This window comes from Elusimicrobiota bacterium (assembly GCA_041660185.1).
GTDB lineage: Bacteria > Elusimicrobiota > Elusimicrobia > 2-01-FULL-59-12 > 2-01-FULL-59-12 > JBAZWU01.
The window spans coordinates 80,597-102,737 of the sequence record JBAZWU010000005.1 but is presented as its reverse complement, the minus strand read 5'-3'; the positions used below and the strand labels follow the sequence as shown (position 1 = coordinate 102,737).

General features: G+C 57.1%; 22 protein-coding genes. 1 reads left to right on the top strand and 21 read right to left on the bottom strand.

Annotated elements, in window-relative coordinates:
* Positions 1-44: 44 nt before the first annotated feature.
* The 9 genes from WC859_05665 to WC859_05625 form a co-directional block, all read right to left on the bottom strand.
* The gene (locus WC859_05665) at positions 45-395 is read right to left on the bottom strand and encodes a four helix bundle protein (protein ID MFA5975638.1); all 351 of its coding nucleotides are present in this window, start codon (positions 393-395) and stop codon (positions 45-47) included.
* Between the two features lie 105 nt (positions 396-500).
* The gene (locus WC859_05660; GenBank protein MFA5975637.1) at positions 501-1,301 is read right to left on the bottom strand and encodes an NAD-dependent deacylase; all 801 of its coding nucleotides are present in this window, start codon (positions 1,299-1,301) and stop codon (positions 501-503) included.
* A 12-nt stretch (positions 1,302-1,313) separates the two neighbouring features.
* Positions 1,314-3,002, bottom strand: a complete 1,689-nt coding sequence (locus WC859_05655; GenBank protein MFA5975636.1) for a glycerol-3-phosphate dehydrogenase/oxidase — start codon at positions 3,000-3,002, stop codon at positions 1,314-1,316.
* A gap of 2 nt (positions 3,003-3,004) precedes the next feature.
* Complete coding sequence (gene xerD, locus WC859_05650; protein MFA5975635.1) at positions 3,005-3,904, bottom strand: site-specific tyrosine recombinase XerD; 900 nt, start codon at positions 3,902-3,904, stop codon at positions 3,005-3,007.
* A gap of 13 nt (positions 3,905-3,917) precedes the next feature.
* Complete coding sequence (recA, locus tag WC859_05645) at positions 3,918-4,973, bottom strand: recombinase RecA (GenBank protein ID MFA5975634.1); 1,056 nt, start codon at positions 4,971-4,973, stop codon at positions 3,918-3,920.
* Between the two features lie 73 nt (positions 4,974-5,046).
* Entirely contained in the window at positions 5,047-5,958 is a 912-nt protein-coding gene (locus WC859_05640) for a CsgG/HfaB family protein (GenBank protein MFA5975633.1), read from the bottom strand.
* A 10-nt stretch (positions 5,959-5,968) separates the two neighbouring features.
* Entirely contained in the window at positions 5,969-6,589 is a 621-nt protein-coding gene (locus WC859_05635; GenBank protein MFA5975632.1) for a GNA1162 family protein, read from the bottom strand.
* On the bottom strand, positions 6,589-7,731 hold the full coding sequence (locus tag WC859_05630; GenBank protein ID MFA5975631.1) for a hypothetical protein: 1,143 nt from the start codon (positions 7,729-7,731) through the stop codon (positions 6,589-6,591). The genes WC859_05635 and WC859_05630 overlap by 1 nt, the downstream gene beginning before the upstream one ends.
* On the bottom strand, positions 7,728-8,159 hold the full coding sequence (locus tag WC859_05625; protein ID MFA5975630.1) for a hypothetical protein: 432 nt from the start codon (positions 8,157-8,159) through the stop codon (positions 7,728-7,730). Before WC859_05625 ends, WC859_05630 begins: the two co-directional genes overlap by 4 nt.
* Positions 8,160-8,318: 159 nt before the next feature.
* Between WC859_05625 and WC859_05620 the strand changes: the two genes are divergently transcribed.
* Complete coding sequence (locus WC859_05620) at positions 8,319-9,608, top strand: M23 family metallopeptidase (protein ID MFA5975629.1); 1,290 nt, start codon at positions 8,319-8,321, stop codon at positions 9,606-9,608.
* A gap of 121 nt (positions 9,609-9,729) precedes the next feature.
* On the opposite strand, the gene WC859_05615 is transcribed toward WC859_05620, so the two are convergent.
* The 12 genes from WC859_05615 to infB all read right to left on the bottom strand — a co-directional run bounded on the left by WC859_05615 (position 9,730) and on the right by infB (position 22,077).
* Entirely contained in the window at positions 9,730-10,236 is a 507-nt protein-coding gene (locus WC859_05615; protein MFA5975628.1) for a phosphatidylglycerophosphatase A, read from the bottom strand.
* Entirely contained in the window at positions 10,233-10,865 is a 633-nt protein-coding gene (pgsA, locus tag WC859_05610) for a CDP-diacylglycerol--glycerol-3-phosphate 3-phosphatidyltransferase (GenBank protein ID MFA5975627.1), read from the bottom strand. The genes WC859_05615 and pgsA overlap by 4 nt, the downstream gene beginning before the upstream one ends.
* Positions 10,862-11,617 (bottom strand): RodZ domain-containing protein, encoded by a 756-nt coding sequence (locus WC859_05605; protein MFA5975626.1) that lies wholly within the window; start codon positions 11,615-11,617, stop codon positions 10,862-10,864. Before WC859_05605 ends, pgsA begins: the two co-directional genes overlap by 4 nt.
* On the bottom strand, positions 11,614-12,291 hold the full coding sequence (locus tag WC859_05600; GenBank protein MFA5975625.1) for an outer-membrane lipoprotein carrier protein LolA: 678 nt from the start codon (positions 12,289-12,291) through the stop codon (positions 11,614-11,616). The genes WC859_05605 and WC859_05600 overlap by 4 nt, the downstream gene beginning before the upstream one ends.
* 30 nt (positions 12,292-12,321) lie before the next feature.
* Positions 12,322-14,571: a DNA translocase FtsK 4TM domain-containing protein gene (locus WC859_05595; protein MFA5975624.1), complete on the bottom strand. Its 2,250-nt coding sequence runs from the start codon at positions 14,569-14,571 to the stop codon at positions 12,322-12,324.
* Entirely contained in the window at positions 14,571-15,089 is a 519-nt protein-coding gene (locus tag WC859_05590; GenBank protein MFA5975623.1) for an acetyl-CoA carboxylase biotin carboxyl carrier protein subunit, read from the bottom strand. The genes WC859_05595 and WC859_05590 overlap by 1 nt, the downstream gene beginning before the upstream one ends.
* Positions 15,089-17,293, bottom strand: coding sequence for a polyribonucleotide nucleotidyltransferase (pnp, locus tag WC859_05585; protein MFA5975622.1), 2,205 nt, complete (start codon positions 17,291-17,293; stop codon positions 15,089-15,091). Before pnp ends, WC859_05590 begins: the two co-directional genes overlap by 1 nt.
* A 125-nt stretch (positions 17,294-17,418) precedes the next feature.
* The gene (rpsO, locus tag WC859_05580; GenBank protein MFA5975621.1) at positions 17,419-17,688 is read right to left on the bottom strand and encodes a 30S ribosomal protein S15; all 270 of its coding nucleotides are present in this window, start codon (positions 17,686-17,688) and stop codon (positions 17,419-17,421) included.
* Between the two features lie 41 nt (positions 17,689-17,729).
* Positions 17,730-18,668, bottom strand: a complete 939-nt coding sequence (gene ribF / locus WC859_05575; GenBank protein ID MFA5975620.1) for a riboflavin biosynthesis protein RibF — start codon at positions 18,666-18,668, stop codon at positions 17,730-17,732.
* Positions 18,631-19,353, bottom strand: a complete 723-nt coding sequence (gene truB / locus WC859_05570) for a tRNA pseudouridine(55) synthase TruB (GenBank protein ID MFA5975619.1) — start codon at positions 19,351-19,353, stop codon at positions 18,631-18,633. The genes ribF and truB overlap by 38 nt, the downstream gene beginning before the upstream one ends.
* A gap of 35 nt (positions 19,354-19,388) precedes the next feature.
* Complete coding sequence (gene rbfA, locus WC859_05565; GenBank protein MFA5975618.1) at positions 19,389-19,766, bottom strand: 30S ribosome-binding factor RbfA; 378 nt, start codon at positions 19,764-19,766, stop codon at positions 19,389-19,391.
* Positions 19,767-19,809: 43 nt separating this feature from the next.
* On the bottom strand, positions 19,810-22,077 hold the full coding sequence (gene infB, locus WC859_05560) for a translation initiation factor IF-2 (protein ID MFA5975617.1): 2,268 nt from the start codon (positions 22,075-22,077) through the stop codon (positions 19,810-19,812).
* Positions 22,078-22,141: the final 64 nt, after the last annotated feature.

The window sequence follows — 22,141 nt, the reverse complement described above, 5'->3', positions numbered from 1 at the left end:
CAAAACAACAGACCAAGCCTGAACGTCGGATCACATCAAAACCGTTATCGTTGATGTGACTGAATGAACGAATTGATTGCTTTCTCTAATTGCTGATAACAGCCAGAGAGTTCTGCCGCGGTCCGACCATCCAGAAGACCTTGATCGCGTGCTTGGTGCAGCCAATACCGTGTTTCCTCCAGCGACCCGCGTGCAATGTAATAGAAACGAACGCTGTCCAGCCGATGCCCTCGCCCATAGCCTTCAACCAGGTTTGCCCCCACAGAAGAGGATGCCCGGACAAGCTGTTCACCGATGATCCGCCGATGGTAGTTATCCCATCGGATAACGATCGGGCTAATCCGTTGCATCAGCCGTTCTGCTGCCTGAACGATCCATAAGTCTCCGGCTTTCATCTATCCTTTAGATGGTTTTGTGGCGAATTTATTCAGTCCCTGACCGTTGTTTCGGCTTGCTCTGTTGTTTTGGCTTGGTCTGTTGTCCCGGCAGATCTGCCGGGATCAGGTTGGAGTGATTTTAGGCAGGATTTCCCCTGCCAATCCCTGCAGAGAAAATGTGGCGATTTTCGTGATCGGCGTCTGTTCTTTGTTGACTTCGATGACGGGAACACCACGTTTTGCGGCGAGGAGAGGATACGATGCGGCGGGTTGAACAACCGACGACGTGCCGATGATCAGAAACAGATCGCATGCCAGGACCGCCGCCTCCGCCTCGGCCAGCACTTCCGGATCCAGCATTTCTCCGAACCAGACCACGTGCGGCCGCAGCAGGCTTCCGCATTCTTCGCACTTGGGCAGGATCGGCAGCTCGATTGGAAAATCGCTCAACACGATTTCGCAGCCGGTGCAGCGCACTTTCCAGATACTGCCATGAAGTTCCACCACATTGAGGCTGCCGGCCTGCTGGTGCAGTCCGTCGATATTCTGCGTTAAAATCGTCACGGGTGCCGGGGCCCGGTGGGAGGTCCCATTGCCGTTTCCGTTGGAGCCGTCCGGTTTCATTTTCTTGCGATAGTTCCGTTCCGTTTCCAGGCGCGCCAGCGCCAGATGCGCGGGATTGGGGACGGCGATATCGGCCGCTTTTCGCCGCGCGTTATAAAATCGCCAGACGCGCTCGGGATCCGCGGCAAACCCTTCGGGCGTCGCCACGTCTTCCACCCGGTGTTCTTCCCACAGCCCTTTCGAATCCCTGAAGGTTTTTAACCCGCTTTCCGCCGAGATGCCTGCTCCGGTCAGGATGCCGATGGATTTCGCCCCGGCCAGGAGGGTTTGAACCTTTTTGTAGGAGTTTGGGGTTGTCATACAGGAGCGGTCTTAATCGATCAGCCGGTGACGCTGGCGTTCCTGGTAGTATCGGGTCATCTGGGAATCGATCTCTGCTGTGGACCAGTTCATGGGGCCGGCCATGGCTTTGGCGATGCGCAGGACCGCGGCATCCGGCAATTCGCGCAGATGCGCCCATTTGGTCCGCCGCCAGAGGAAATCATTGAGCGACAGGACCATTTCCTCTTGAGCGGCATAGATCGCCTGCGCCGGGATCCAGGGTTCCTCCGGGATCAGACGCTCGTGGTTGGCGGGATCCTCATAGGCCAGCGTGATGACCTTCAAATAATCCGTTCCGTACATTGAAATGAGATAAGCGATCATGTTGACATTGTCCGAGGGCTCATCCAGCTTGAAGCGCCGCTGGGCTTCCTGAACATAACGGTCGAAATCCGGTATGTCGCCGCCCGGCAACGGGGTGAACGGCAATTTCGGACACTTTTCCTCTCTCGCATGGATCGCTTTCCAGGCGGCTTGCGCCACCTCCAGACCCACGGACCGGCCAGAGGTCAATTTAACACCGGGAATGGACCAAAAAGTTTTGTTTTCCTTGAGAAGGCGGTGTTCGCGGGAGGCATGTAGCGTATCCGTTGACTGCCGAAGCAGCGGCCGGATCCCCCAGAAGATGTCACGGACATGGATTTTTCTGAAGAGTTCAATGGATTCGTTCAGACTGCTCCCCTGCTTGAAGTACGGGAAGAATTGAAACAAAAGGCGGATCAATTCATCCACTTCCTGGGAGTCCGGAGCCACAGGATCGATCGGTCCCTGGACCAGCCGGTCCGTGGTCCCCACGAGCGACGAATCCGTTCCGATGGGAATGACAAAGAAAACCCGCCCTTTGGGCTTGGCGTTGAAAATCATCGGGTTCGAAGTGATGTGATCGACGATCAGATGAATGCCTTTGCTGGGCATGGTCACGTCTTGCGTGAGCCCCATGGGTTTTCGCGTTTCATCAATCCAGGCGCCGGTGGCATTAATGACCAGCGGCGTCCGGAACTGGACGCTTTTGCCGCTCAGTCGATCCGTGCACAACAGTGTCTGGAGGCTTTCCGTGGTTGGATCAAGACCCGAAATATCGGCGTAGGTGATGATCCGCGCCCCATGGGCGGCCGCGAGTTTCGCCCATCCCATGGTAAATCGCGAATCTTGAAGCTTGGCATCGACGAAATATTCCACGCCGCCCTGGAGCCCGTTCCGTTCCAGGCCGGGAACATGCTCGCACAGCTCCTCCGCGTTCAGAGCGCGATGCCGCCGCTGGAGCGGCCGGCCCCGGAGGATCGCATCCGACCACCCCATCAGATCGTAAATCCAGGTTCCGAGGCTCACCTGCCAGAAGGGAAACGGGTCGTCCCGGTAAATCGGCAGGAAAAAGCGAAACGGGCGGACCCAATGCGGCGCGATTTCTTCCAGACGGTCCCGTTCCCGGCTTTCATGAAAAACGTAGGCCACGCTCCCCTGCGCCAGGTAGCGCAAGCCTGCGTGCGCCAGGCCGGTGGAGTTGCCGCTGGCGCCAAACGCCAGATCTTCCCGCTCCACGAGCGTCGTGCGCATGCCCATCTGCGCCGCATGGGCGGCTGTGCTGGCGCCCACCACGCCTCCGCCGAGCACCAGAACGTCGATCATGCTGTCGGCGAGAGCGTTGAAAGCCATCTGTCGATCGACCCAGGAAAAGGACATCTTTAACCTCGCGGGTGAAATTTCTTATGCGCTTCCTGCAGATGCGCCTGGCTCACGTGTGTGTAAATCTGGGTGGTGGCGATGGAGGCATGCCCCAGCATCTCCTGGACCACGCGCAAATCCGCGCCGTTTTGAACCAGATGCGACGCAAAGGAATGGCGGAGCGTGTGCGGGGAGACCGGCTGGAGTATCCCGGCGGCCCGGGCCGCCTGGCGGATCAACCGCCAGAACTGCACCGCGCTCATCGCGCGCTTGTGGTTGGAGACAAAAAGGGTTTTGACGGAAGCCGGGGTCTCCGGGCGGTGGCCGAGATACCCTTGGACCGCCAGACGCGCGCGTTCGCCGATCGGAACAATGCGTTCTTTCCCCCCCTTTCCAAAGACACGCACATAGCTGACGCTGAGGTCGATCTGATCCAATGTCATGTTGACCAGTTCGCTGACACGCAAGCCGGCCGCATACATCAGCTCGAGCATCGCGCGAAGGCGAATGGCTTTCGGATCACTCCCATGAACGGACGTCATCAAGCGGGAGACCTCGTCGATCGTGAGGTAGCGCGGCAGGTGTTCCGGTTTGCGGGGGGTCTGCAGCAGGGCCGCGGGGTCCTTGGGTATCAGTTCATCGGAAATCAGAAAGCGGTAAAAGGCCCTCAGGCTGGCGATATAGCGCGCCAACGAAGAGGCCTTCACGCCTTTGGATTTTCGCTGCCAGAGATAATCGGTCAGGTCATTCCGTGTCACGTGAAGCGGCTCTTTCCCGGCCTGGGTGAGGTGGCGCAGGAAGGACCTAAGATCCGCTTGATAGTTGACGAGCGTGCGGGGTGAAACGCCGCGCTCCACGCGAAGATGGCGCAAAAAAGACTCCAGATGTTCGGCTCCGGCGATCAGCGGCTCGGGAGTCATCTGGAGTCTTGTTTTACCGTTTCGAAGCAGCCGGTTCCGGTTTCCCCTCGGCCTTGGGGGTGGTTGTGGACGGAGCGACGGCGGCAAAGTACTTGTCGCGCAGGATCTTTTCGAGTTTTGCGGCGGCGGAGGGGTGTTCTTTCAGATACGCACGAGCGTTATCGCGTCCCTGGCCGATGCGCTCATCGCCCCAGAGAAACCAGGAGCCTGTTTTTTCGATGACCCCGGCTTCCACCCCGACATCGAGCAGGCAACCTTCGCGGGAGGCGCCTTCGCCGTAGTACATTTCAAACTCGGCCTGACGGAACGGCGGCGCCACTTTGTTTTTTACGACTTTGACGCGCACGCGGTTGCCGACGACCTGGTCGCCGGATTTGATGGATTCGATGCGCCGAATATCCAGCCGCAGGGAGGAGTAAAACTTCAGGGCCAGCCCGCCGGGAGTTGTTTCCGGGTTACCGAACATCACACCGATCTTCTGGCGCAGTTGGTTGATAAAGATCAGGCTGGTTTTCGATTTGGAGATAGTGGAAGTCAGTTTGCGCAGCGCCTGCGACATGAGGCGTGCCTGCATGCCCATCTGCTGGTCGCCCATTTCTCCTTCAATTTCGGAACGCGGCACGAGTGCGGCCACGGAGTCGATGACGATCACATCCACCGCGCCGGAGCGCACGAGCGTTTCGGTGATTTCCAGCGCCTGTTCACCGGAATCCGGCTGCGAGATCAGGAGATTGTCGACGTCAACACCAAGCTTTTTGGCATAGATCGGGTCCATCGCGTGCTCGGCGTCAATGAAAGCTGCGACGCCGCCCGCTCTCTGGGCATTGGCCACGATCTGCAAGGAGAGCGTGGTTTTGCCGGAAGACTCCGGTCCGTAGATTTCCGTGACGCGGCCGCGGGGAATTCCCCCCACACCGATCGCGATATCCAACGACAGCGCACCGGTCGGGATCACCTCCACGCTTTCAAGTGGTTTATCGCCCATTTTCATGATGGCTTCCCGTCCAAAATCTTTTTCAATCTGGGACAACGCCAACGCCAATGCTTTCATCCGGTCATCTTTGGACATATGGTTCTCCTAAGTGATATGAAGGCCTCCTCGGTGGAGGTCCCTCCGTTGCTTAGAGTGTCGAGCGGCGCTTTTATTCGCCTTTAAGCCGGGCCACATCCCCTGCCGAAGGGGCCGAACCGCTCGAAAGCTCCGCAACTGATCCGTCATCTCCAAAATAGCGAACAACTTTCACTTCGCCGACCTTTTCTTCGGTGTTGCCGATCACGAGTCCCGAGGTCGGGTCCTTAATGGCGCGGCCCACGTGATACACCGTCAGAATTTGACCGGTTGGAACCCCGGAGTCATGCCCCGCGTTGAGATAAATATTCTGTCCGTCCACATCGGCCACACGGCAGCTCCAGGGTTTCTTTTCAACTTGTAAGACGATGTTGTTGACAAACTTGACGATCGCGGCTCGGAGCGCTTCGCCTTCCAGCGTTTCATCGTACCCGGCGCGGGTTCCAAGCCCCAGAACGCCTCCGGTGTGCTTCTTGGCCAGCCCCGATCCGGAGTCGGCATACAGGATCTGGCCGGTTTCAACATCCACCACGCGGATGTCGACCGTACATTTTACCACCTGGCGCTTCGATTGGGTAATCAGGTATTCCGATCCCTCGGTTTCTTCGCCGAACTGGGAAATAGATCCTGTGACGACCGCGTTCAGTCCCAGGATTTTTCCGACCTTGGCGGCGGTATTCGAGTCCACCACACCGCTCATCCCCAGCTTCTGTTCGGCCATGAGCGTATGAAGCTTGTCCCGTTCCACCACAATGAATTTGCCGGATTTAGCCAGCTCGGTAATCAGAATATCCGAGGCGGAGGTGCCCAGGCGGTTTTCCCCGTACTTTGTTTTATTTTCAAAATCGACGACGCCGATCCGACGTTTGAGAGCGACCATCCCCTTCGGTTTCTCAATGGTCATGGTTTCTTTCTGCTTGACGGTGGTGGTCGGCGCGCATCCAGAGAGCGCCAAAATCAGCATTAAACTGAGCGTCTTTTTCATTTCATTTCTCCTAGTGTCGATACGGGAGCGTTGAAAGCAATCGCTCGGCCGCCATCTGAGATTCTGCCTGCAGGGGCAGATGAGTCATTTTTTCAAACGCTTTCGCGGCTAATTGAAAAGCAAACTGACGTTCGGCTTGTTCTTTGTTGGTGACGACGGCTTGCGTGGACCAGTTCCGTTCGGCTTCCCAGAGACGCTCTCCGGTTTTGGCCTCCACAAGTTTGCCGGCGATTTTAACTTTTCGCTGCCAGTAAAATCCGACATTGATGTAATTGAATTCTTCCAGCGTGATGTAAAAGAGCGTGTCAGCGCCAATCCACTGTCCCAGCTGTTGAGGGGTTGCCGCGCGGAGCTGTCCCCCGTCCGTAAAGCCCTGCTCCTTCAATTTGGCATCAATGTCGTTCAGGGGAACGAGGTCATAACCGCGCTCGGAGAGTTTCCGGAACAGAATTCCCCTCACCAGCCCGGGGCCATCCAGATCATTCGTATCGTTCGAGACCAACAGAACCGCGACTTTGTGCAGGTTCCCGAGCGTGTTCGAAACATAGACGCTGGAAGGAGCGCAAGCGCTCAGCCACAGGAATCCAACGGCTCCCCACGCCAATCGATGGCGGGGCAACCGGGCGTTCACTACCGACCGGCCTGAGACGCCGAGATCTGGACGGAACGTCCCGAGACCTGATAGACCGACCAGGTCGGGCCGCCGAGACGAACGCTCATCTCCGCCACTTCCTGCGGGGTGAGTTGATCGGCCAATACATCAATGACGGCGGTGCCTGCGGCCTGGGTATATGAACGCAAATACTCTTCTTTGACGCCGCGCTGCGACGAAAGATCCTTCTGGAATTTGCCCAGCGTTTCGAAGGACGTGATCCCGACGATGGTTATCAGGACATGAGCGCGCTTATCCAGTTCTTCCGGCAGATTCGCCAAAACCGCTCCGGCCTGCTCGGCGGCTTCCTGCAATGATTTATCGGAAGCCAGTTCCGGTGTGGCTTCGGCACCGCTGGCGGTCTTCGAAACGGTGGAGAGCACTTCCCCGGTCCCGGTTTCGATCACCCGGAAATTGACGGACGCGCGGTAAGACCCCATGCCTCCCAGATCCTTCGAGGCGTATCCCAGCGACTGGGCGCGGGCCATGCCCGCGATGAGCAGTTCGGCCGAGGTGTGGGGGATGGATTTCGCGGCTTCGACCGCGTCTTCATTCACCGGGATGGGTTTCGACAGCTCCACGACCTTGTAGCCTTGCTTCAGCAGCACGCCGGTCAACGCCTGGGTAGCCGGTTTGTCGGCGTTCGCTTTTTCGCCGACGAATTCCTGCAGCGCGATGGCCACACGCGGGTAACCGATGCTGGCCTTGTGCAGAAGGCCCTCGGACTCCAGTTTTTTATGAATCCGTTGCGTCGAGACCAAGGCGCGGATTTTTGTCCTGTACCACTCGCCCGAGCGGCCCTCGCTCAGAATCTCGTAGCGTTTGATATAGCCGCTGGTATTGGCCAGAATTTCGCGTTCGACGAGCGCCGCTTTATCCACCCGGGTTTTGCCGGTCACGTAAACACCGACCACCTGTTCCACTGCCGCCCGCTGGGCAGCGGCCAGCGCTTCCGCCTTGGTTTCGGTCAGCGCTTCGGCCCGGTACGGCGCCATGCCTTCCGCGACAACCACTTCACCGTCAAGTCCTTTGGTCTGCTTGATGCGCGAAGACGAACAACCGGTGCCGGCGAAAAACAGGAACGCGGCCGCCAGAAATGCTAGAGGGCGGACGGACCTCATGATTTCACCTTGAGGTTGGCGCTGGTTTCAAGCTTTCGCTTGTCCAGGCGCAGCGTGACCACGCAGCCATCGTCGTTGGTCCATTCGGATTTGATGATTTCGGCTCCTTTGATCATTTCCTTCAGATTGGTTTCGATATTGGAGTCTGTTTCCATCGCTTTCTGGACGGTGATTCCGCCTTCGAGCTGGACGCCTTTGACGATCGAGAGCATTTCATACTGCGCTTGAACGATCGCGGCGTCCCGGGAGGTCGCGCGACGCTGGGTGGTGTTCTTGAGGGTGGAGTCCGCCGCTCCAATCCCGATGGTTTCGAAATAGCGTTTCTGCTCAGACTCCTGCACAATGGTTTGTTTGATCTCGCCATTTTTGACAAAAGACTTTTTGCCGGAGCAGCCAGTCAGAGTTCCCAAGAGAATAATACCGCTCATTACGATCAATCTTTTCAAGGACGCCTCCCGTTAATTTTGATACGTTTTTTCGAGTAAAACCGGTGTTTGAAGTCTATCAATTCGAATTTCGCAAGTCAATCAACCGAGAATTCCCTTGAGCTGTCTCTGATTATATATTCAAATGGCTTATTGGTTTTTATGAAGCGATGGATTCAATATCCGGTGCAGAGGCGTTCTTCCCTTGCGGGTTGGGGGATCGTCACGGGCACGCTGGTCGTTCTCATCGCCAGCCTGGCTTTTTATCGGCACCGGCAAGCGTCTGTTTTGCCTGAACCTGAACTATTCGAAGAATCCATGGTGGTTTCTTCCGGTACCCTTCGTTCCGGAGGCACACTGGCCAACGCCTTAACGGTTTCAGGACTTTCTTCTCAAGAAACATCGATGATCGAGCGATCGCTGACGCCGCTTCTCAAAGCGCGCGAGTGTCAACCGGCTGACCGCTTCGAGATCTTTCGTAATTCAGAGGGACGTTTTGTCAAATTACAGTACTGGCCCAGTAAGAAGAAAAAGCTGGAGTACTTCACCGTAGACTGTTCATCGACCGGTGTTTTCACGGCGGTTCTGATGAAAGTCCCGACGGTCGAAAAAATTGTCGGGGTTTTCGGGTCTATTCAAGTAACGAAGGATTCCCTTTGGAAGGCCATGTCCGCACAAGGTGTTCCCGGCGAGATGATTAACCGTTTTGCCGAGTTGTTCAGCTGGCGGCTGGATTTTCTGACGGAACCGCGCCAGAACGATCAGTTTAAGTTGATCTGGCGGCGTCGTTCGGGCCATGACGCAACGCGTGATGAAAATATCGTATGCGCGTATTATCACAGCCAGGACAAGGGCGATCTGATTGCGTTTCCGCTGGCCGGCGAGTATTTTGATTCCTCCGGAGAGTCGTTGCGCGGGGAGTTTCTGCGGGCGCCTTTGTCTTATCGGCGGATTTCATCCCGTTTTACCTATAGAAGGTTCCATCCGATCCTGCGCTACTGGCGTCCCCATCACGGGATTGACTACTCGGCGGCTCGCGGGACACCGGTCATCAGCATCGCGGAAGGGGTTGTGATGGAAAAGGGCTATCATGGCGGATTGGGCAACGAATTGCATATCCGTCACGCGGGGAGCTATGTCTCCATCTATGGACATCTCATGGGTTATGCCCGAGGAATTCGGTCCGGGACGCATGTCGCGCAGGGACAGTTGATCGGCTACGTCGGTTCAACGGGACTTTCCACCGGTCCCCATCTGCACTTTGGTTTTGAAAACGGCGGGAAGCTGGTGAACTTTTTAAGTTTTAACCCTAAAAGCAAACGGAAGAAAATTCCTTCGCAGGAACGTGCGCATTTTGAATCGATCAAGCGGGAATCCCTCGCGCTCCTGAACCAGCTCCAGCCTGGCACCACGCTCCAGGTGTTAAAGACCTCTGTGGCAACGGTTCACTAAGCGGTACCCTCCCACACCCTCCCCCTCCGCAGGAGGAGGGTGCATTAGATTCTCTACGGGCATTATCCCCCTCTCCCTGTTGAGGGAGAGGGGTGGGGTGAGGGCAAGATTTCAGGCTAACTTAACCGCTCCGGACCCCACTGATGTAAACGTAGTACGAAACCTGCAGGAGAAGATTCGCCAGGATTCCGGCAAACACATCGTCCATGACGATTCCCCATCCGCCAGGCCAGCCGCCGGCCCGCCGGATCCATCCGGGTTTGACGACATCGAATAAGCGGAAAAGAACAAACGCCGCTATCCGCATCGGCAGCGCCTGCGGGAGAAAAGCGATGGCAAACCAGTAGCCGATCCACTCATCGATCACAATGCGCGAGTCGTCGGGATTTCCCAGAAGCTCTTCCGCATAATCGCTGACCGCAATCGCCAGACACGTCCCTCCGATCAGTATGAGGAGGCAACGAAAAGGAGAGGTCTGAAGTACCGAACACGTGGCGAGGCCGGCCAGTGTTCCGATGAAGCCGGCGCCGGTCCAGTTCTTAGCCCCCCATTTCCAGTGAGCCGGGAGATAGGTCAGAAATCCGCAAGTGGCGAGCGACCGGGTGATCCAGGCGAGGACCGGCTTCAAGCGCGCCCTTCTGGCATGGCGAATTCTTTTTTGAGCAGCCCTCGGTTCTTGCGGATGTACAGGATTCCTGAAAGCAATGTGATCAGCGTCGCGATAAAGACAAGCCCAAATGGGGTGAGATCCAGGACCATCCGGAGAATCTTCGGCCAGCCGAAAGGCATCCGGGACATCCAGGTCGGCCAGTGATCAAAAGCGGAGTTCAAGACGAGGATAATCAGGATGGTGATCACCGCTGTAATTTGTGAGACCATCTTCGTTTTGCCGGCCTGTTCAGCCGCCATCACCCGGCCCCGGGACGCGGCCAGCATCCGGAGACCCGTGATCAGGAATTCCCGGCCGATGATGATCACCACCATCCAGGCCGGGACATGAATCTCGCGAAGTTCGACAAAACCGACGAGCGCGGTGGCAATGAGCATCTTGTCGACCAGCGGGTCCAGCAGGGTGCCGACGACGGTGACGGTTTTCGTTCGCCGGGCCAGGGCCCCGTCATACCAGTCGGTGATGCTGGCGCCGATAAAAATCAGGAGCGCCAGAAGGCGTGTCCACACGTTGTCCCAGATCATAAACGTCATGAACACCGGGAGCAGCGCCAGGCGCAGGAGCGTTAATCGGTTCGCGAGTGTCATTTGGTGGGCGGCAGACGCAGCTCAAGGGTGCGTCCGCGGGCGGTGCTCTGAATATCCACGGGCTGATCGTTCCAGTAAACCGTCAGTCCCTTCACATCGCCGATTTTCAATTCAAAGGGGCCGGGTCCCGCCCATTCTTTGGTCGCGCCGGCCGGGAGAATCCCCTCGAAGAGAAGCCGGCCGCTGGAGACGGCGCGCAGCCAGCTGTCGGCCTGAGCGTTGATGCGGATTTTGTTGGTTGAAACCGTTGACAAGGGTATCAAGCGGGCCGACGCGTGTTGCCGGAGTCGGACCATCGGGACAATCCGTTGGTCCGGTATTCTCCAACCGATAGCGTGATAAATCCCCCAGGCGGCGATGAGGCACACGATGAATACGCCGCTCCACTGGGCCCAGGAGGCCGGATACCAGTCTGACGCGGCCGCCGGGGGTTTTGTCAGAGACGGACCGGGCTTTCCGGGTCGACCATAGGAGTGCGTAGCAGCCTGTCCGTGAAGGCGCAGATAGTGACTGATGATCTCCTCGGAGGGGACCCCCAGAAATTGCGAATAGAGCCGCAAAAAACCGGAGCGATGGCTTTCCGAAGGAAGATCGTCCCAACGTTCTTCTTCGAGCGCTTCGAGATACTGATGCGAAATACGGGTCTGTTTGGCGCATTCCGGAATGGAAAGATTTCGACGGAGCCGTCCCTGCCGGAGGGTGTCCCCGATGGAAACCTTTTTTTCGGGAGGAATGGGGTTTTCGGGGGTCATGAGGGCATGGGGACAATCACCGTATTTTTTGGAATTTCCGGATGAAAAATGGATTCTTGAATGGGAGGATTCACCCGCAGATGGTCAAAGAGGATGTCAATCGTGTTGTCATCGGACGGCATATGTCCCAGCCGAGGAAGAAAGGTCTCATCGGAAACCCACAATTCGAGCGATTGATCGTCCGCGCGTTTGGGACGGAAAATCAACTGATAAAGCCCCTTGTCATGGCCGCCGAACAGGATCGTATAGCGTTCCGTCCATCGTTCCACAGGAAAATCACTGACAAAACTCAGCAGGGGATCGGGAAAACCGTTTTGCGCCAGCCAGCGCGCCCGGTCGCCGGTCAGCAGTTGTCCGGCGGCGGGTGTGTAAATGCGAAGGGTGCGGTTATCCGAAACGATCAGTTGTTGATCCGGCACACGCTGGTCGATGCGCAGTTTATTGGGGCGCAGGCACCGCAGACGGCCCTGAATCGTCTCGGTCGGGAAACCCCGGCGCTGAATATGTTCGGTAAAACGGCACTCGAGCGACCGGACCGCCGCGGCGGTCAATTGAATGTTCCGAATCACTTCGCTTTGCGAAAGTCCCGGCTGAGTTTCGGCGTGTCCGGGAATGCCCGAACCCAACCACCCCAGAAACCCGGCTCCCAAAACAATGCGAGTGATTTTAGACATACGTGAAATCATTGAATAACCCTGTGGAGTTTATCCGTTTGCCGGGGACTGGCTTTTAAGCTGACCAAGATAGGCATCGATTCGATCAAAATAGATGGTCCACCGATTCGTGCCTTCCGGCTTGGCAATGAAGCCTTTAATCTCTAATAAACTTAGCAAATCCGTGGCCCGCGCGGAGGATCCAAAATGGGCTTTCAGGAGATCTTGAGAAACCCGCCGTCGTTCCAGCACCAGCATCAATGCCTGCTGAAGATCATCCAGTTCTTCGCGAGCCCCCGGATCCGCTGGAGAGCCGTCCGGGTTGCTGGCGATCGGAGACAGAAGGCGTTCATAACTGGGCTTGCCTTTGGAGCGCGCATAATCGGAGACGACCTGGACCTCTTTGGCGGTGACAAGACCGCATTGAATCCGCTCCGGTTTGGGAGCGCCCGGCGGCAAAAAGAGCATGTCCCCCATCCCCAGGAGATTCTCGGCTCCGGAACAGTCCAGAATGACGCGGGAATCCGTCTGAGAGGCGACCCGGAAGGCGATACGCGCCGGCAGGTTGGCTTTAATCACGCCGGTGATCACATCGACGCTCGGACGCTGCGTCGCTAGGACCAGATGAATGCCGACCGCCCGCGCCATCTGGGCCAGCCGTTGAATGGAGGTTTCGACTTCTTTGGCGGCGACCGCCATTAAATCCGCTAATTCGTCGATGATGACAACCAGGTAATACTCCGGAGTCCCCCCCTCGGCCACGACTTTCTCGTTGTAATGACCGATGTCGCGCGCCATGGCGCTGGCAAATTTTTTAAAGCGGTGATCCATCACTTTAATCACGCCTTCCAGAGCCTTGGCGGCTTCTTTCGAATCGGTAATGACACGGACGGTGTCGGGATTCTGGTTCGGATCGAACAGGTAAGGGATGCCGTTATAGAGTGGAAGTTCCAGTCGCTTGGGATCAATCAGCAGGATTTTCACTTCATCCGGAGTCGCCCGGTACATGAGCGATTGGATCAATCCATGGATACAAACCGATTTCCCTGATCCCGTGCTCCCAGCGATCAAAAGGTGAGGCATGTTGGCCAGATCCGCAACGATCGGGTGGCCTTCGGCATCCTTCCCCAGGGCCAGGGCCAGCTTGGACGGATGATTTTGAAAATCAGGGGATTCAACCACTTCTCGGAACCGGACCACCGCGCGTTTGGCGTTTGGAAGTTCAATCCCGACCGCGGATTTGCCCGGGATGGGAGCGACGATCCGGACACTCATCGCTTTCATGGCCAGGGCGATGTCATTGGCCAGCCCGGCGACGGTCTGGACCTTGATCCCAGGGGCCGGCGTATAGTCAAAGCGGGTGATGATCGGTCCGGGGTGAATTTCAACCACTTTTCCCTGAACACCAAAATCAGCCAGTGTTTTTTCCAGATGTTGAGCGCTGGCGAGAAGTTCTTCTTCTTTGGCCATCACATGGAACCCGTCGCCCGCAATGAGCAGTTCCACCGGAGGCAATTTAAAGGGTTCGGCAGGGGCTTCCAACGTCGCGCTCGCTGTTGTTGTCGCAGAGGCCATCGCCGGCACTGGTTTTCGCAGAGGTGGTTTCGCGGCGGCGTTAAAGACCGGTGGGGTGACAACGGTTGGAGCTTCGGAACGTGCTCGGACGACTGGTTTTTCCATTGAGCCCGGAAGGGCTTTCGGAAGCGCTTTGCGGAGGGTCGTGGCGGGCTTTTCCTTGGCCTGGCCTACCGCTTGTCGCCATTCCTGCCAGTCATGAAGTAACCGTTGGCCAATCCAGGTCATCACGACTCCCGGTTTCTGTCCGCATCGCCAGAGGAGAAGGGCTCCAAGAACGGCTGCAGACAGTAAAAAGGAACCCCCTTTGCCAAGAAGATGAGAGAAAAAGAGATGGGACGCTTTTCCAAGGTAGCCGCCGGGATTTATATCGAGAAAACGCTCGCCGAACGCGGATAAGAAAAAACACACAGCCGCCAGCAAGACCGCGTCCACCAGCACATAGCGCCAGGGATGGCGATCTTCGCGCCGGAACAACAAGCGAAACGCGCGATAACCGATAAAGAACCAGAGCAGGAGCGCGGCCTGCCCGACACCCCGGGAAACGCTGCGCGCCGTCATGGCGCCCAGGACACCGGAGTGCTGCGGCCGGACGGTACAATAAACCCCGAGAATGGCCACCGCGGCCAGGCAAAAACCGGCAAACTCCGGGGTAATCGCTTCTTTGTATTTGCTTTTCCGGCTGGATAGCTTTGCTTTAAAGTGGCGCCACGTGCGCAGGGCCATTAAGCGGGCTCCACCATGAACAAGGGCTGCCCCGCTGTCACCGGCCGGGAGTTTTCAGCCGGGATACGCGCGATGCGGCAGCGTTTTTCAGCCTTTATTTCATTCATGACTTTCATCGCTTCGACGATGCAGAGCGTTTGTCCGTTTTCAACGATGTCTCCCTCTTTGACGTAGGGAGCACTGGTCGGGGAGGAGGCTCGGTAAAAAACACCGGCCAGAGGTGAGGCGATGGTTTCCAGGTTATCGTTTTCCGCTGGAGCAGACGATGGAGAGCCGTTAGCGGACGGCGATTCGTTCGAAGAGTTTCGCGGGATAGGAATGAAATGGCCTTGCCAGGGCGCTTCCACATGACGCGTTAAACGGATGCGGGTCTCGTTGTCCTTGAGTTCGATGGAATCAAGACCTTCTTTTTGCATCAAGTCGTAAAGCTCTTGAAGTTGCTGAACGTCCTTGTTTCCGGTCTTTTCGACCGGCAGCTGTGTTCCGGAGGCGTCTTCTTTCGGTTGTTTTTCCGTCATTATCGGCTACGATGCGGCCGTTCTCCTGGCGCGCCGAAGCTGCGGCGCGGACCGCCGCGGTGTTCTCCGCCGCGGAAACCGCCGCCGGGACCGTCTCGTCGAGATTCAGCTTCCGACCCGGGATGCGTCACCGCTTTGCGCGACAGATTGATGCGGCCCTGCTGGTCGACTTCAAGAACTTTCACTTCGATCTCTTCGCCCTCTTTGACGACGTCTTCGGCTTTTTCAACGAACGTCGGGGCCAGCTGATTCATCCGGATAAGACCTTCCTTACCCGGCAGAATTTCCACAAAGACGCCGATGCCCATGATGCGGGTGACTTTGCCTTTGTAAATCTTGCCGACTTCTGCTTCCACGGTCAGGCAGACGACCTGCTCTTTCGCGCGTTCCACCGCGACCGAATCGGTCGATGAGATGAAAACGGAACCATCGTCTTCGACTTCAACTTCGGCTCCGGTTTCTTCGATGATGCGACGAATGTTCTTGCCGCCCGGGCCGATCAGGGCGCCGATCTTATCCACCGGGATATGAACGGTCACCATGCGCGGCGCATAGACGGAAAGTTCCGTTCGGGGAGCTTCCAGCGTGCTGCGCATATGCTCGAGTATGAAAAGCCTTGCTTTGCGGGCCTGCTCCAGGGCTTCTTTGAGAATGTCGATCGAAATACCGGCAATTTTAATATCCATCTGGATGCCGGTCACGCCGTCGGGAGTCCCGGCCACTTTGAAATCCATGTCGCCGAGGTGGTCTTCCATGCCCTGGATATCCGTCAGAATGGCGTATCTCTCGCCTTCCTTGACCAGTCCCATGGCCACGCCGGCCACCGGTTTTTTCACCGGGACACCGGCGTCAAAAAGGGCCAGAAGCCCTCCACAAACGGAGGCCATCGAGCTAGATCCGTTGGATTCCAGGATGTCCGAAACAATGCGGATGGTATACGGGAATTCTTCTTCGTTCGGCAGGACGGGGTACAACGACCGTTTGGCCAGAGCGCCATGTCCGATCTCCCGGCGTCCGGGGCCGCGATCCGCTTTCGGTTCTCCGGTTGAAAAACCCGGAAAGTTGTAGTGGAGAAGAAAGTGTTCCTTATATTCCCCCTCCAGTTCGTCCATGATCTGCATGTCGGACGGGGTGCCGAGGGTGACGGTCACCAGCGCCTGGGTCTGACCGCGCGTGAAGAGTGCGCTGCCATGCGTGCGCGGCAACACCCCGACGCGGGAGGTTAAAGGCCGGATTTGATCAAACGCGCGTCCGTCTGAACGGCGCCGGTCGATCAAAATGAGATGGCGGACTTCTTCATAGAGAATATTTTCAACCGTGACGGCCATGGCCTCTTCAGAGTTTGGATATTTTTCGGACAACTGAACTTGAACCGCTTCTTTGACGGACGCCACTTTTTGATCGCGCGCCGCCTTATCCTGGGTCTGAGCCGCTTCCCGCAGGCCCGGGCGGGCGATCGAATCAATGGCTTGCTTCAAGTCATCCGAAATGGCCACGGTGTTCCAGGCCATTTTGGGTTTGGCGGAACCTTGGATCAATTGTTCCTGCGCTTCGCAGAGGCGGCGGATTTCCTTCATCGCCAGCGCCAGCGCGTCTAAGAGGACGGACTCGGGGACTTCTTTGGCTCCGCCTTCAACCATTAAAAGGGCTTCTTTGGAACCGGCGACCACCAGATCCAGCGTACTTTCCGACTCGTCGGGAATCGCAGGATTAACCACGAGCTGATCGTTGAGGCGTCCAATCCGGACGGCGGCGATCGGCCCTTGAAACGGGATGTTCGACGCATACAGAGCGGCGGAGGCGCCGTTCATGCACAAAATGTCCGGATTCACGACCCCGTCGCTGGACAGCACAATCGCGCTGATCTGGACGTCATGCGTAAAACCTTCCGGGAAAAGCGGACGAATCGAACGATCGATCAGCCGCGAGGTCAGAATTTCCCCGTCACGCGCTCTGCCTTCGCGTTTAAAGAATCCGCCTGGGATGCGCCCTGCGGCATAGGTCCGTTCACGGTAGTCGACCGTCAACGGCAGAAAATCGGATCCTTCCCTTGGTTTTGGCGACGCAACAGCCGTCACGAGCACGACGGTTTCACCGCTGGTCACCAGAACGGCTCCATTGGCCTGTTTAGCCAAGGCCCCTGTCTCAAAGCTTATTTTTTGACTGCCCACTTCAACGTCTGTCTTCTTGACTTGATCCACCACGGGTGTGATCCTCCTGTTATTCTTTGCGCCGACAAAAACCCATCACTCACGAGTTTAACCCAGGCACTTCCGGAGAAAATCCGGCTGTCGGCCTGGGCAACTCCAAAGCGATGGGTTGGATATCGTTACCGACGTAAATTCAGTTGATCAATCAATTCCTTGTATTTGGAAAGATCGGTCACGCGCAGGTAATTCAATAGTCTGCGGCGACTGCCTACCAGTTTCAGAAGGCCCTGGCGGGAACCGAAGTCCTTGCCATGCGCCTTGAAATGGTTGGTCAACTGAGTAATGCGTTCGGTGATGAGAGCAATCTGAACAGCGGGACTAGCTGTATCGGTCGTGTGCTGTTTAAAACGCTCTACCGTGTTCTTTTTGAGTTCTTTTGTTAGCGCCATTTTTTTATTTTTTAAAGCGGAGTTATTATATCGAAACGGCTCTATTTTGTAAAGAAAACACGCGCCCACCGGCGAGTCTTGGCCACATCGCGCTGAATCTGGGCGACCAGAGCCTCTGCGGATGAAAAACGTTTTTCCTTGCGAATCTTCCGTAAAAAAACAACCCGCAGGGTTTTCCCATAAAGCATTTTGTGATAACCCAACAGAAAGACTTCACAATGGATTTCATGAGACAGCGGTGTAAACGTGGGATGGATCCCGACATTACAGAGCCCGTCAATCCCCCGGATCAACGCTTTCGAGCTGAGCGGGACATCCTGATGTCCCGGGAGTACTTTAACCCAATAGACCCCCGGAGGCAGTATTTTGTCAGCCGAGACCGCCAGGTTGGCGGTTGGAAACCCAAGGTGATGGCCACGGTGGTCCCCATGAACGACGCGACCCACCGCGGAGTAAGGATACCCCAGAAGTAAATTGGCGGAGTGCAGATCCCCTTTTCGCAGGAACGCACGAATGCGGCGCGACGAGATATCTGTGCTCGGTCCTTTGATATTCCGGACCAGCTGAATGCGCACCTGATACCGGCGACCGAGTTGCCTCAATTGCGCCAGCCGGCCCGCACGATTTTTGCCAAACGCCACGCGGGGACCGACGATCATCTCCTGCGCTCCGCATTTCCGGACAATCGTGTTCAGGAAAAATCGTTCGGGAGGAGTCGATGCCGTCTTTCGATCAAAGGTGAGGATCCGAACGTGGTCGATTCCCAGTTGGCTCAGGATATTAAGCTTTTCTTCCCGGGTGGTCAGGAGAACCGGCATGCGCCAGGGTTCATCGGCATGCCGTGGAGGTATGCCGAAGGCCAGAACCATGCTTTGGGCACCCAGGCGTTTAGCCCTTCGTCGGACGTTGCGGACAATCGCTTGGTGACCGCGGTGGATGCCGTCAAATGTTCCGAGTGTCAGTACGGATGTTCGGTTCACAATACCCTCGAAGTCCCTCGCGATCCAGCGTCAACAAACGGTCCCAGGACAAGGCCGCTTCGCGCCGGTAGTTCCCGACCCGCTCGCGCACGAGTGCCTCCAGTGTCGCAATCGTTCCCAAGCGCTGAGCCACTTCTTCGACCAGCGTCCGGATGTAAGTCCCTCGCGAACAGGTGACACGGGCTTCCCAAAAAGCCCCGTCCAATTTCAGGAGTTCGAATGAATGAATTTGAACCGGACGAGGGACTCGCGGGATATCCATTCCCCGTCTGGCCCAATGGTAATAGGGTTTTCCTTTGTACTTGAGCGCCGAATAACGCGGCGGGATCTGCCCGTGCTCGCCGACAAAACCGGTCAGGACCGTTTGTAAAGGACACGATTCGAGAGGCAAAACACCCATCGTTTGAAGACGTTTCCCCTCCCGATCTCCGGTGTCGGTCAAAATCCCGAATTGAGCCCGGAACCAGTACTGTTTTTCCATCCCGAGAAAGGCGTCCTGCTGTTTGGTGGCACGGCCTAAAAGCAAAATCAACACACCCTGCGCGAGCGGGTCCAATGTCCCGCAATGTCCCACGCGGGGTTGTCCGGAAATGCGTTTGACGTGATGCACGCAGTCATAGGAAGTCGGACCGGACGGCTTATCGATGAGCAGCAATCCTTCGACGGGCCGGTCGCCAGGCTCCATTACCTGAGCCGCGTCGGGGCAGGCCTGAGTCATGGTCACGAAGCCGGATGGGGTTTCGGAGGGGCGGGATCGCGCTCTTTTTCGAGATTGGAAAGCACGCCCAGAATTTTTTGAGCTTCTTCAGCGCTGTTGTCCAGGATAAAGGCGAGTTCGGGTGGATTTTTGAGGCTTTCGAGTCGGCGCAGCTCGGAGCGAAAGAAGGATTTGGCCCGATCGAGCGCTATCTGGGTGCGCTGGCGTTCGTCTTCGCTGCCTAAAACCGAATAATAGACGCGCGCCTGACTGAAGTCCGGACTCAAACGGACAGCCACGACGGTAATGAATCCCAGCCCAGGGGCCTTGATGTGCAGGATCGCCTTGGAGACTTCCTGGTGGATCAGCTCGGTGACACGTTCCTGCCGCCGGCGGCTCATGGTTCGACTCCGCTCACCATGGCCCTGAGCAACGTCGAAGGGCTCATTTCGACTCCTCCAGCTTGCGGGCCCGCGTCTCCTCCCGGTAGCATTCCACCACGTCGCCCTGCTTAATGTCCTGAAAATTGCCCAACCCGATGCCGCACTCAAATCCTTTATCAACATCGCGCGCGTCATCCTTAAACCGCTTCAGGGATTCGATGGTTCCCTCATGAACAACGACATTGTCGCGCAAGAGACGCGCTTTGGCTCCCCGGACGATCTGTCCATCGGAGACCAGGCTTCCGCCGATGGTGCCGCCCTTGGAGACCTTGAAGACCTGCCGGATTTCGGCCCGGCCGATCCGGATTTCCTGCTTCTCGGGTTCCAGCAATCCTTCCATGGCCGCGCGCACATCCGCGATGGCTTCATAAATGATGCGGTAGGTCCGGATGTCGACATCTTCCCGGCGGGCGATTTCTTCGGATTTGGCGTCGGCGCGCACGTTAAATCCGATAATCACGGCATCGCTCGCATCGGCGAGTGTGACATCGGTTTCATTGATGCCGCCCACGCCTGCATGAATGACATTCAGCCGGATCTCGTCTGTGGACATGCGGTCCAGCGCGTCCCGCAGCGCCTGCACCGAGCCTTGAACGTCAGCCTTTATAATGATTTTGAGTTCCCGCATCTTACCGTCGGCGACGCGCTCGTGGAGGGTTTCCAGCGTCACATGGCGCTGCTTGGCGATCTGCTCGCTGATTACCAGTTGCCGCCGTTCGACCAGGGAGCGCGCCTCCCGTTCATCGGCCATGACGATAAATCGTTCGCCGGCTTGCGGAATGCCGGTCAGTCCTAGAATTTCGACGGGAGTCGCAGGACCCGCCTGTTCCAGACGGGTGCCCCGGTCATCCGAGAGGGCCCGTACGCGTCCAAACGCCAGACCGGCCACAACAATATCTCCTGCGTGGAGCGTTCCTTTTTGGATGAGCAGAGTGGCCAACGCGCCGCGCCGGGGATCCAGACGGGCCTCGACGATCACACCGGCGGCGGACCGGTCCGGATCGGCTTTGAGTTCCAGAAGTTCCGTTTCCAATGAGAGCATCTCAAGGAGTTTATCGATGTTCGTGCCCTTCTTGGCCGAGACTTCGACGAAAATTGTTTTGCCGCCCCATTCTTCGGAGACGAGCTGATGCTGTGATAAATCCCGTTTAATGCGTTCGACATTGGCGGTTGGAAGATCAATTTTATTGATCGCCACCATGATCGGTACACCGGCCGCGCGGGCATGATCAATGGCCTCGAGTGTCTGGGGCATGACGCCGTCGTCTGCGGCAACGACCAGAACCACGATATCGGTCGCTTGCGCGCCGCGGGCCCGCATGGCGGTAAACGCTTCATGACCCGGGGTATCGAGGAACACGACGTCTCCCTTGGCGGTATGAACACGGTAGGCCCCGATATGTTGCGTAATGCCTCCGGCTTCCTTGGCCGCCACACTGGTCTGGCGAATCGTGTCCAGCAGGCTCGTTTTCCCGTGATCAACATGCCCCATGATCGTCACGATTGGCGGACGCGGTTTGAGTTTGGCGGGATCTTCCTTTTCTTCCTCAACAACCTGTTCCTGCATGATCGGAATGATTTCAATGTCGAACCCGAGTGCATCCGCGGCCAGCGTCGCGACATCCGAATCAATCTGCTGGTTGATCGTGACCATGGTTCCCAGACTGAGCATTTTCTTAATGACATCGATCGGTTTGGTGCCCAGACATTCCGCTAAATCTTTCACCGTCAGCACTTCAGGGATACGGACTTTGGTGCGAACCGGAGCAGGGGCCTGAGCGTCTGCCGGTGCACTTTTGGCTGTCGATGGGTCTACGGGAACACCGGATGACGTACCCGACGATGCCGGTGCCGCATGTTTGGGTGAAGAAGGACGAATCGGAGTCGCCTTAAACGGCCCCGGGGCCGGCATCTTGTAAGTTGCTGTTGGTTCGGTTTTGGCTGGTTCTTTCTTTTTCTCAATCGGTTTTGGAGACACCGGTGCTTCCGCAGGAGTCTTGTCTGGGGCAGAAACTTTCACCGGTGCCGGTGTTTCTTTTCGCAGGGCCGCTGGCGTTGGCGTCGGAGTAACGGCGGGAACCGGGGTGGCCGCGGGTGCCGGGACGGGTGCTTTTTCGACCGGTTTTGGCGGTTCGGGAGGCGAAACCGGTTTGGGTTTTGGCGGTGGTGCTTTGGGAATCACTCGACGCGTTAATTCACGCGACACCTTGTGAAGCGTCGGCGACGGGGGCGGCGTAGCGGCGACGCGTTTGAGTGTTTTGAGCACCATCCGCTTCGGGGCCGCGGATTCAGTGGCCGGCGCCTCACCGGACGGTGAAGGGGTTTTTTATGCG

Coding starts and splice junctions, on each gene's coding strand:
- xerD (MFA5975635.1), bottom strand. CDS start 3,904: ATGACTCCCGAGCCGCTGATCGCCGGAGCCGAACATCTGGAGTCTTTT.
- WC859_05640 (MFA5975633.1), bottom strand. CDS start 5,958: ATGAAAAAGACGCTCAGTTTAATGCTGATTTTGGCGCTCTCTGGATGC.
- WC859_05630 (MFA5975631.1), bottom strand. CDS start 7,731: ATGAGGTCCGTCCGCCCTCTAGCATTTCTGGCGGCCGCGTTCCTGTTT.
- rpsO (MFA5975621.1), bottom strand. CDS start 17,688: ATGGCGCTAACAAAAGAACTCAAAAAGAACACGGTAGAGCGTTTTAAA.
- truB (MFA5975619.1), bottom strand. CDS start 19,353: ATGGAGCCTGGCGACCGGCCCGTCGAAGGATTGCTGCTCATCGATAAG.
- WC859_05655 (MFA5975636.1), bottom strand. CDS start 3,002: ATGTCCTTTTCCTGGGTCGATCGACAGATGGCTTTCAACGCTCTCGCC.
- WC859_05595 (MFA5975624.1), bottom strand. CDS start 14,571: ATGGCCCTGCGCACGTGGCGCCACTTTAAAGCAAAGCTATCCAGCCGG.
- rbfA (MFA5975618.1), bottom strand. CDS start 19,766: ATGAGCCGCCGGCGGCAGGAACGTGTCACCGAGCTGATCCACCAGGAA.
- infB (MFA5975617.1), bottom strand. CDS start 22,077: ATGGTGCTCAAAACACTCAAACGCGTCGCCGCTACGCCGCCCCCGTCG.
- WC859_05665 (MFA5975638.1), bottom strand. CDS start 395: ATGAAAGCCGGAGACTTATGGATCGTTCAGGCAGCAGAACGGCTGATG.
- WC859_05600 (MFA5975625.1), bottom strand. CDS start 12,291: ATGTCTAAAATCACTCGCATTGTTTTGGGAGCCGGGTTTCTGGGGTGG.
- WC859_05625 (MFA5975630.1), bottom strand. CDS start 8,159: ATGAGCGGTATTATTCTCTTGGGAACTCTGACTGGCTGCTCCGGCAAA.
- WC859_05590 (MFA5975623.1), bottom strand. CDS start 15,089: ATGACGGAAAAACAACCGAAAGAAGACGCCTCCGGAACACAGCTGCCG.
- WC859_05605 (MFA5975626.1), bottom strand. CDS start 11,617: ATGACCCCCGAAAACCCCATTCCTCCCGAAAAAAAGGTTTCCATCGGG.
- WC859_05660 (MFA5975637.1), bottom strand. CDS start 1,301: ATGACAACCCCAAACTCCTACAAAAAGGTTCAAACCCTCCTGGCCGGG.
- WC859_05620 (MFA5975629.1), top strand. CDS start 8,319: ATGAAGCGATGGATTCAATATCCGGTGCAGAGGCGTTCTTCCCTTGCG.
- recA (MFA5975634.1), bottom strand. CDS start 4,973: ATGTCCAAAGATGACCGGATGAAAGCATTGGCGTTGGCGTTGTCCCAG.
- pgsA (MFA5975627.1), bottom strand. CDS start 10,865: ATGACACTCGCGAACCGATTAACGCTCCTGCGCCTGGCGCTGCTCCCG.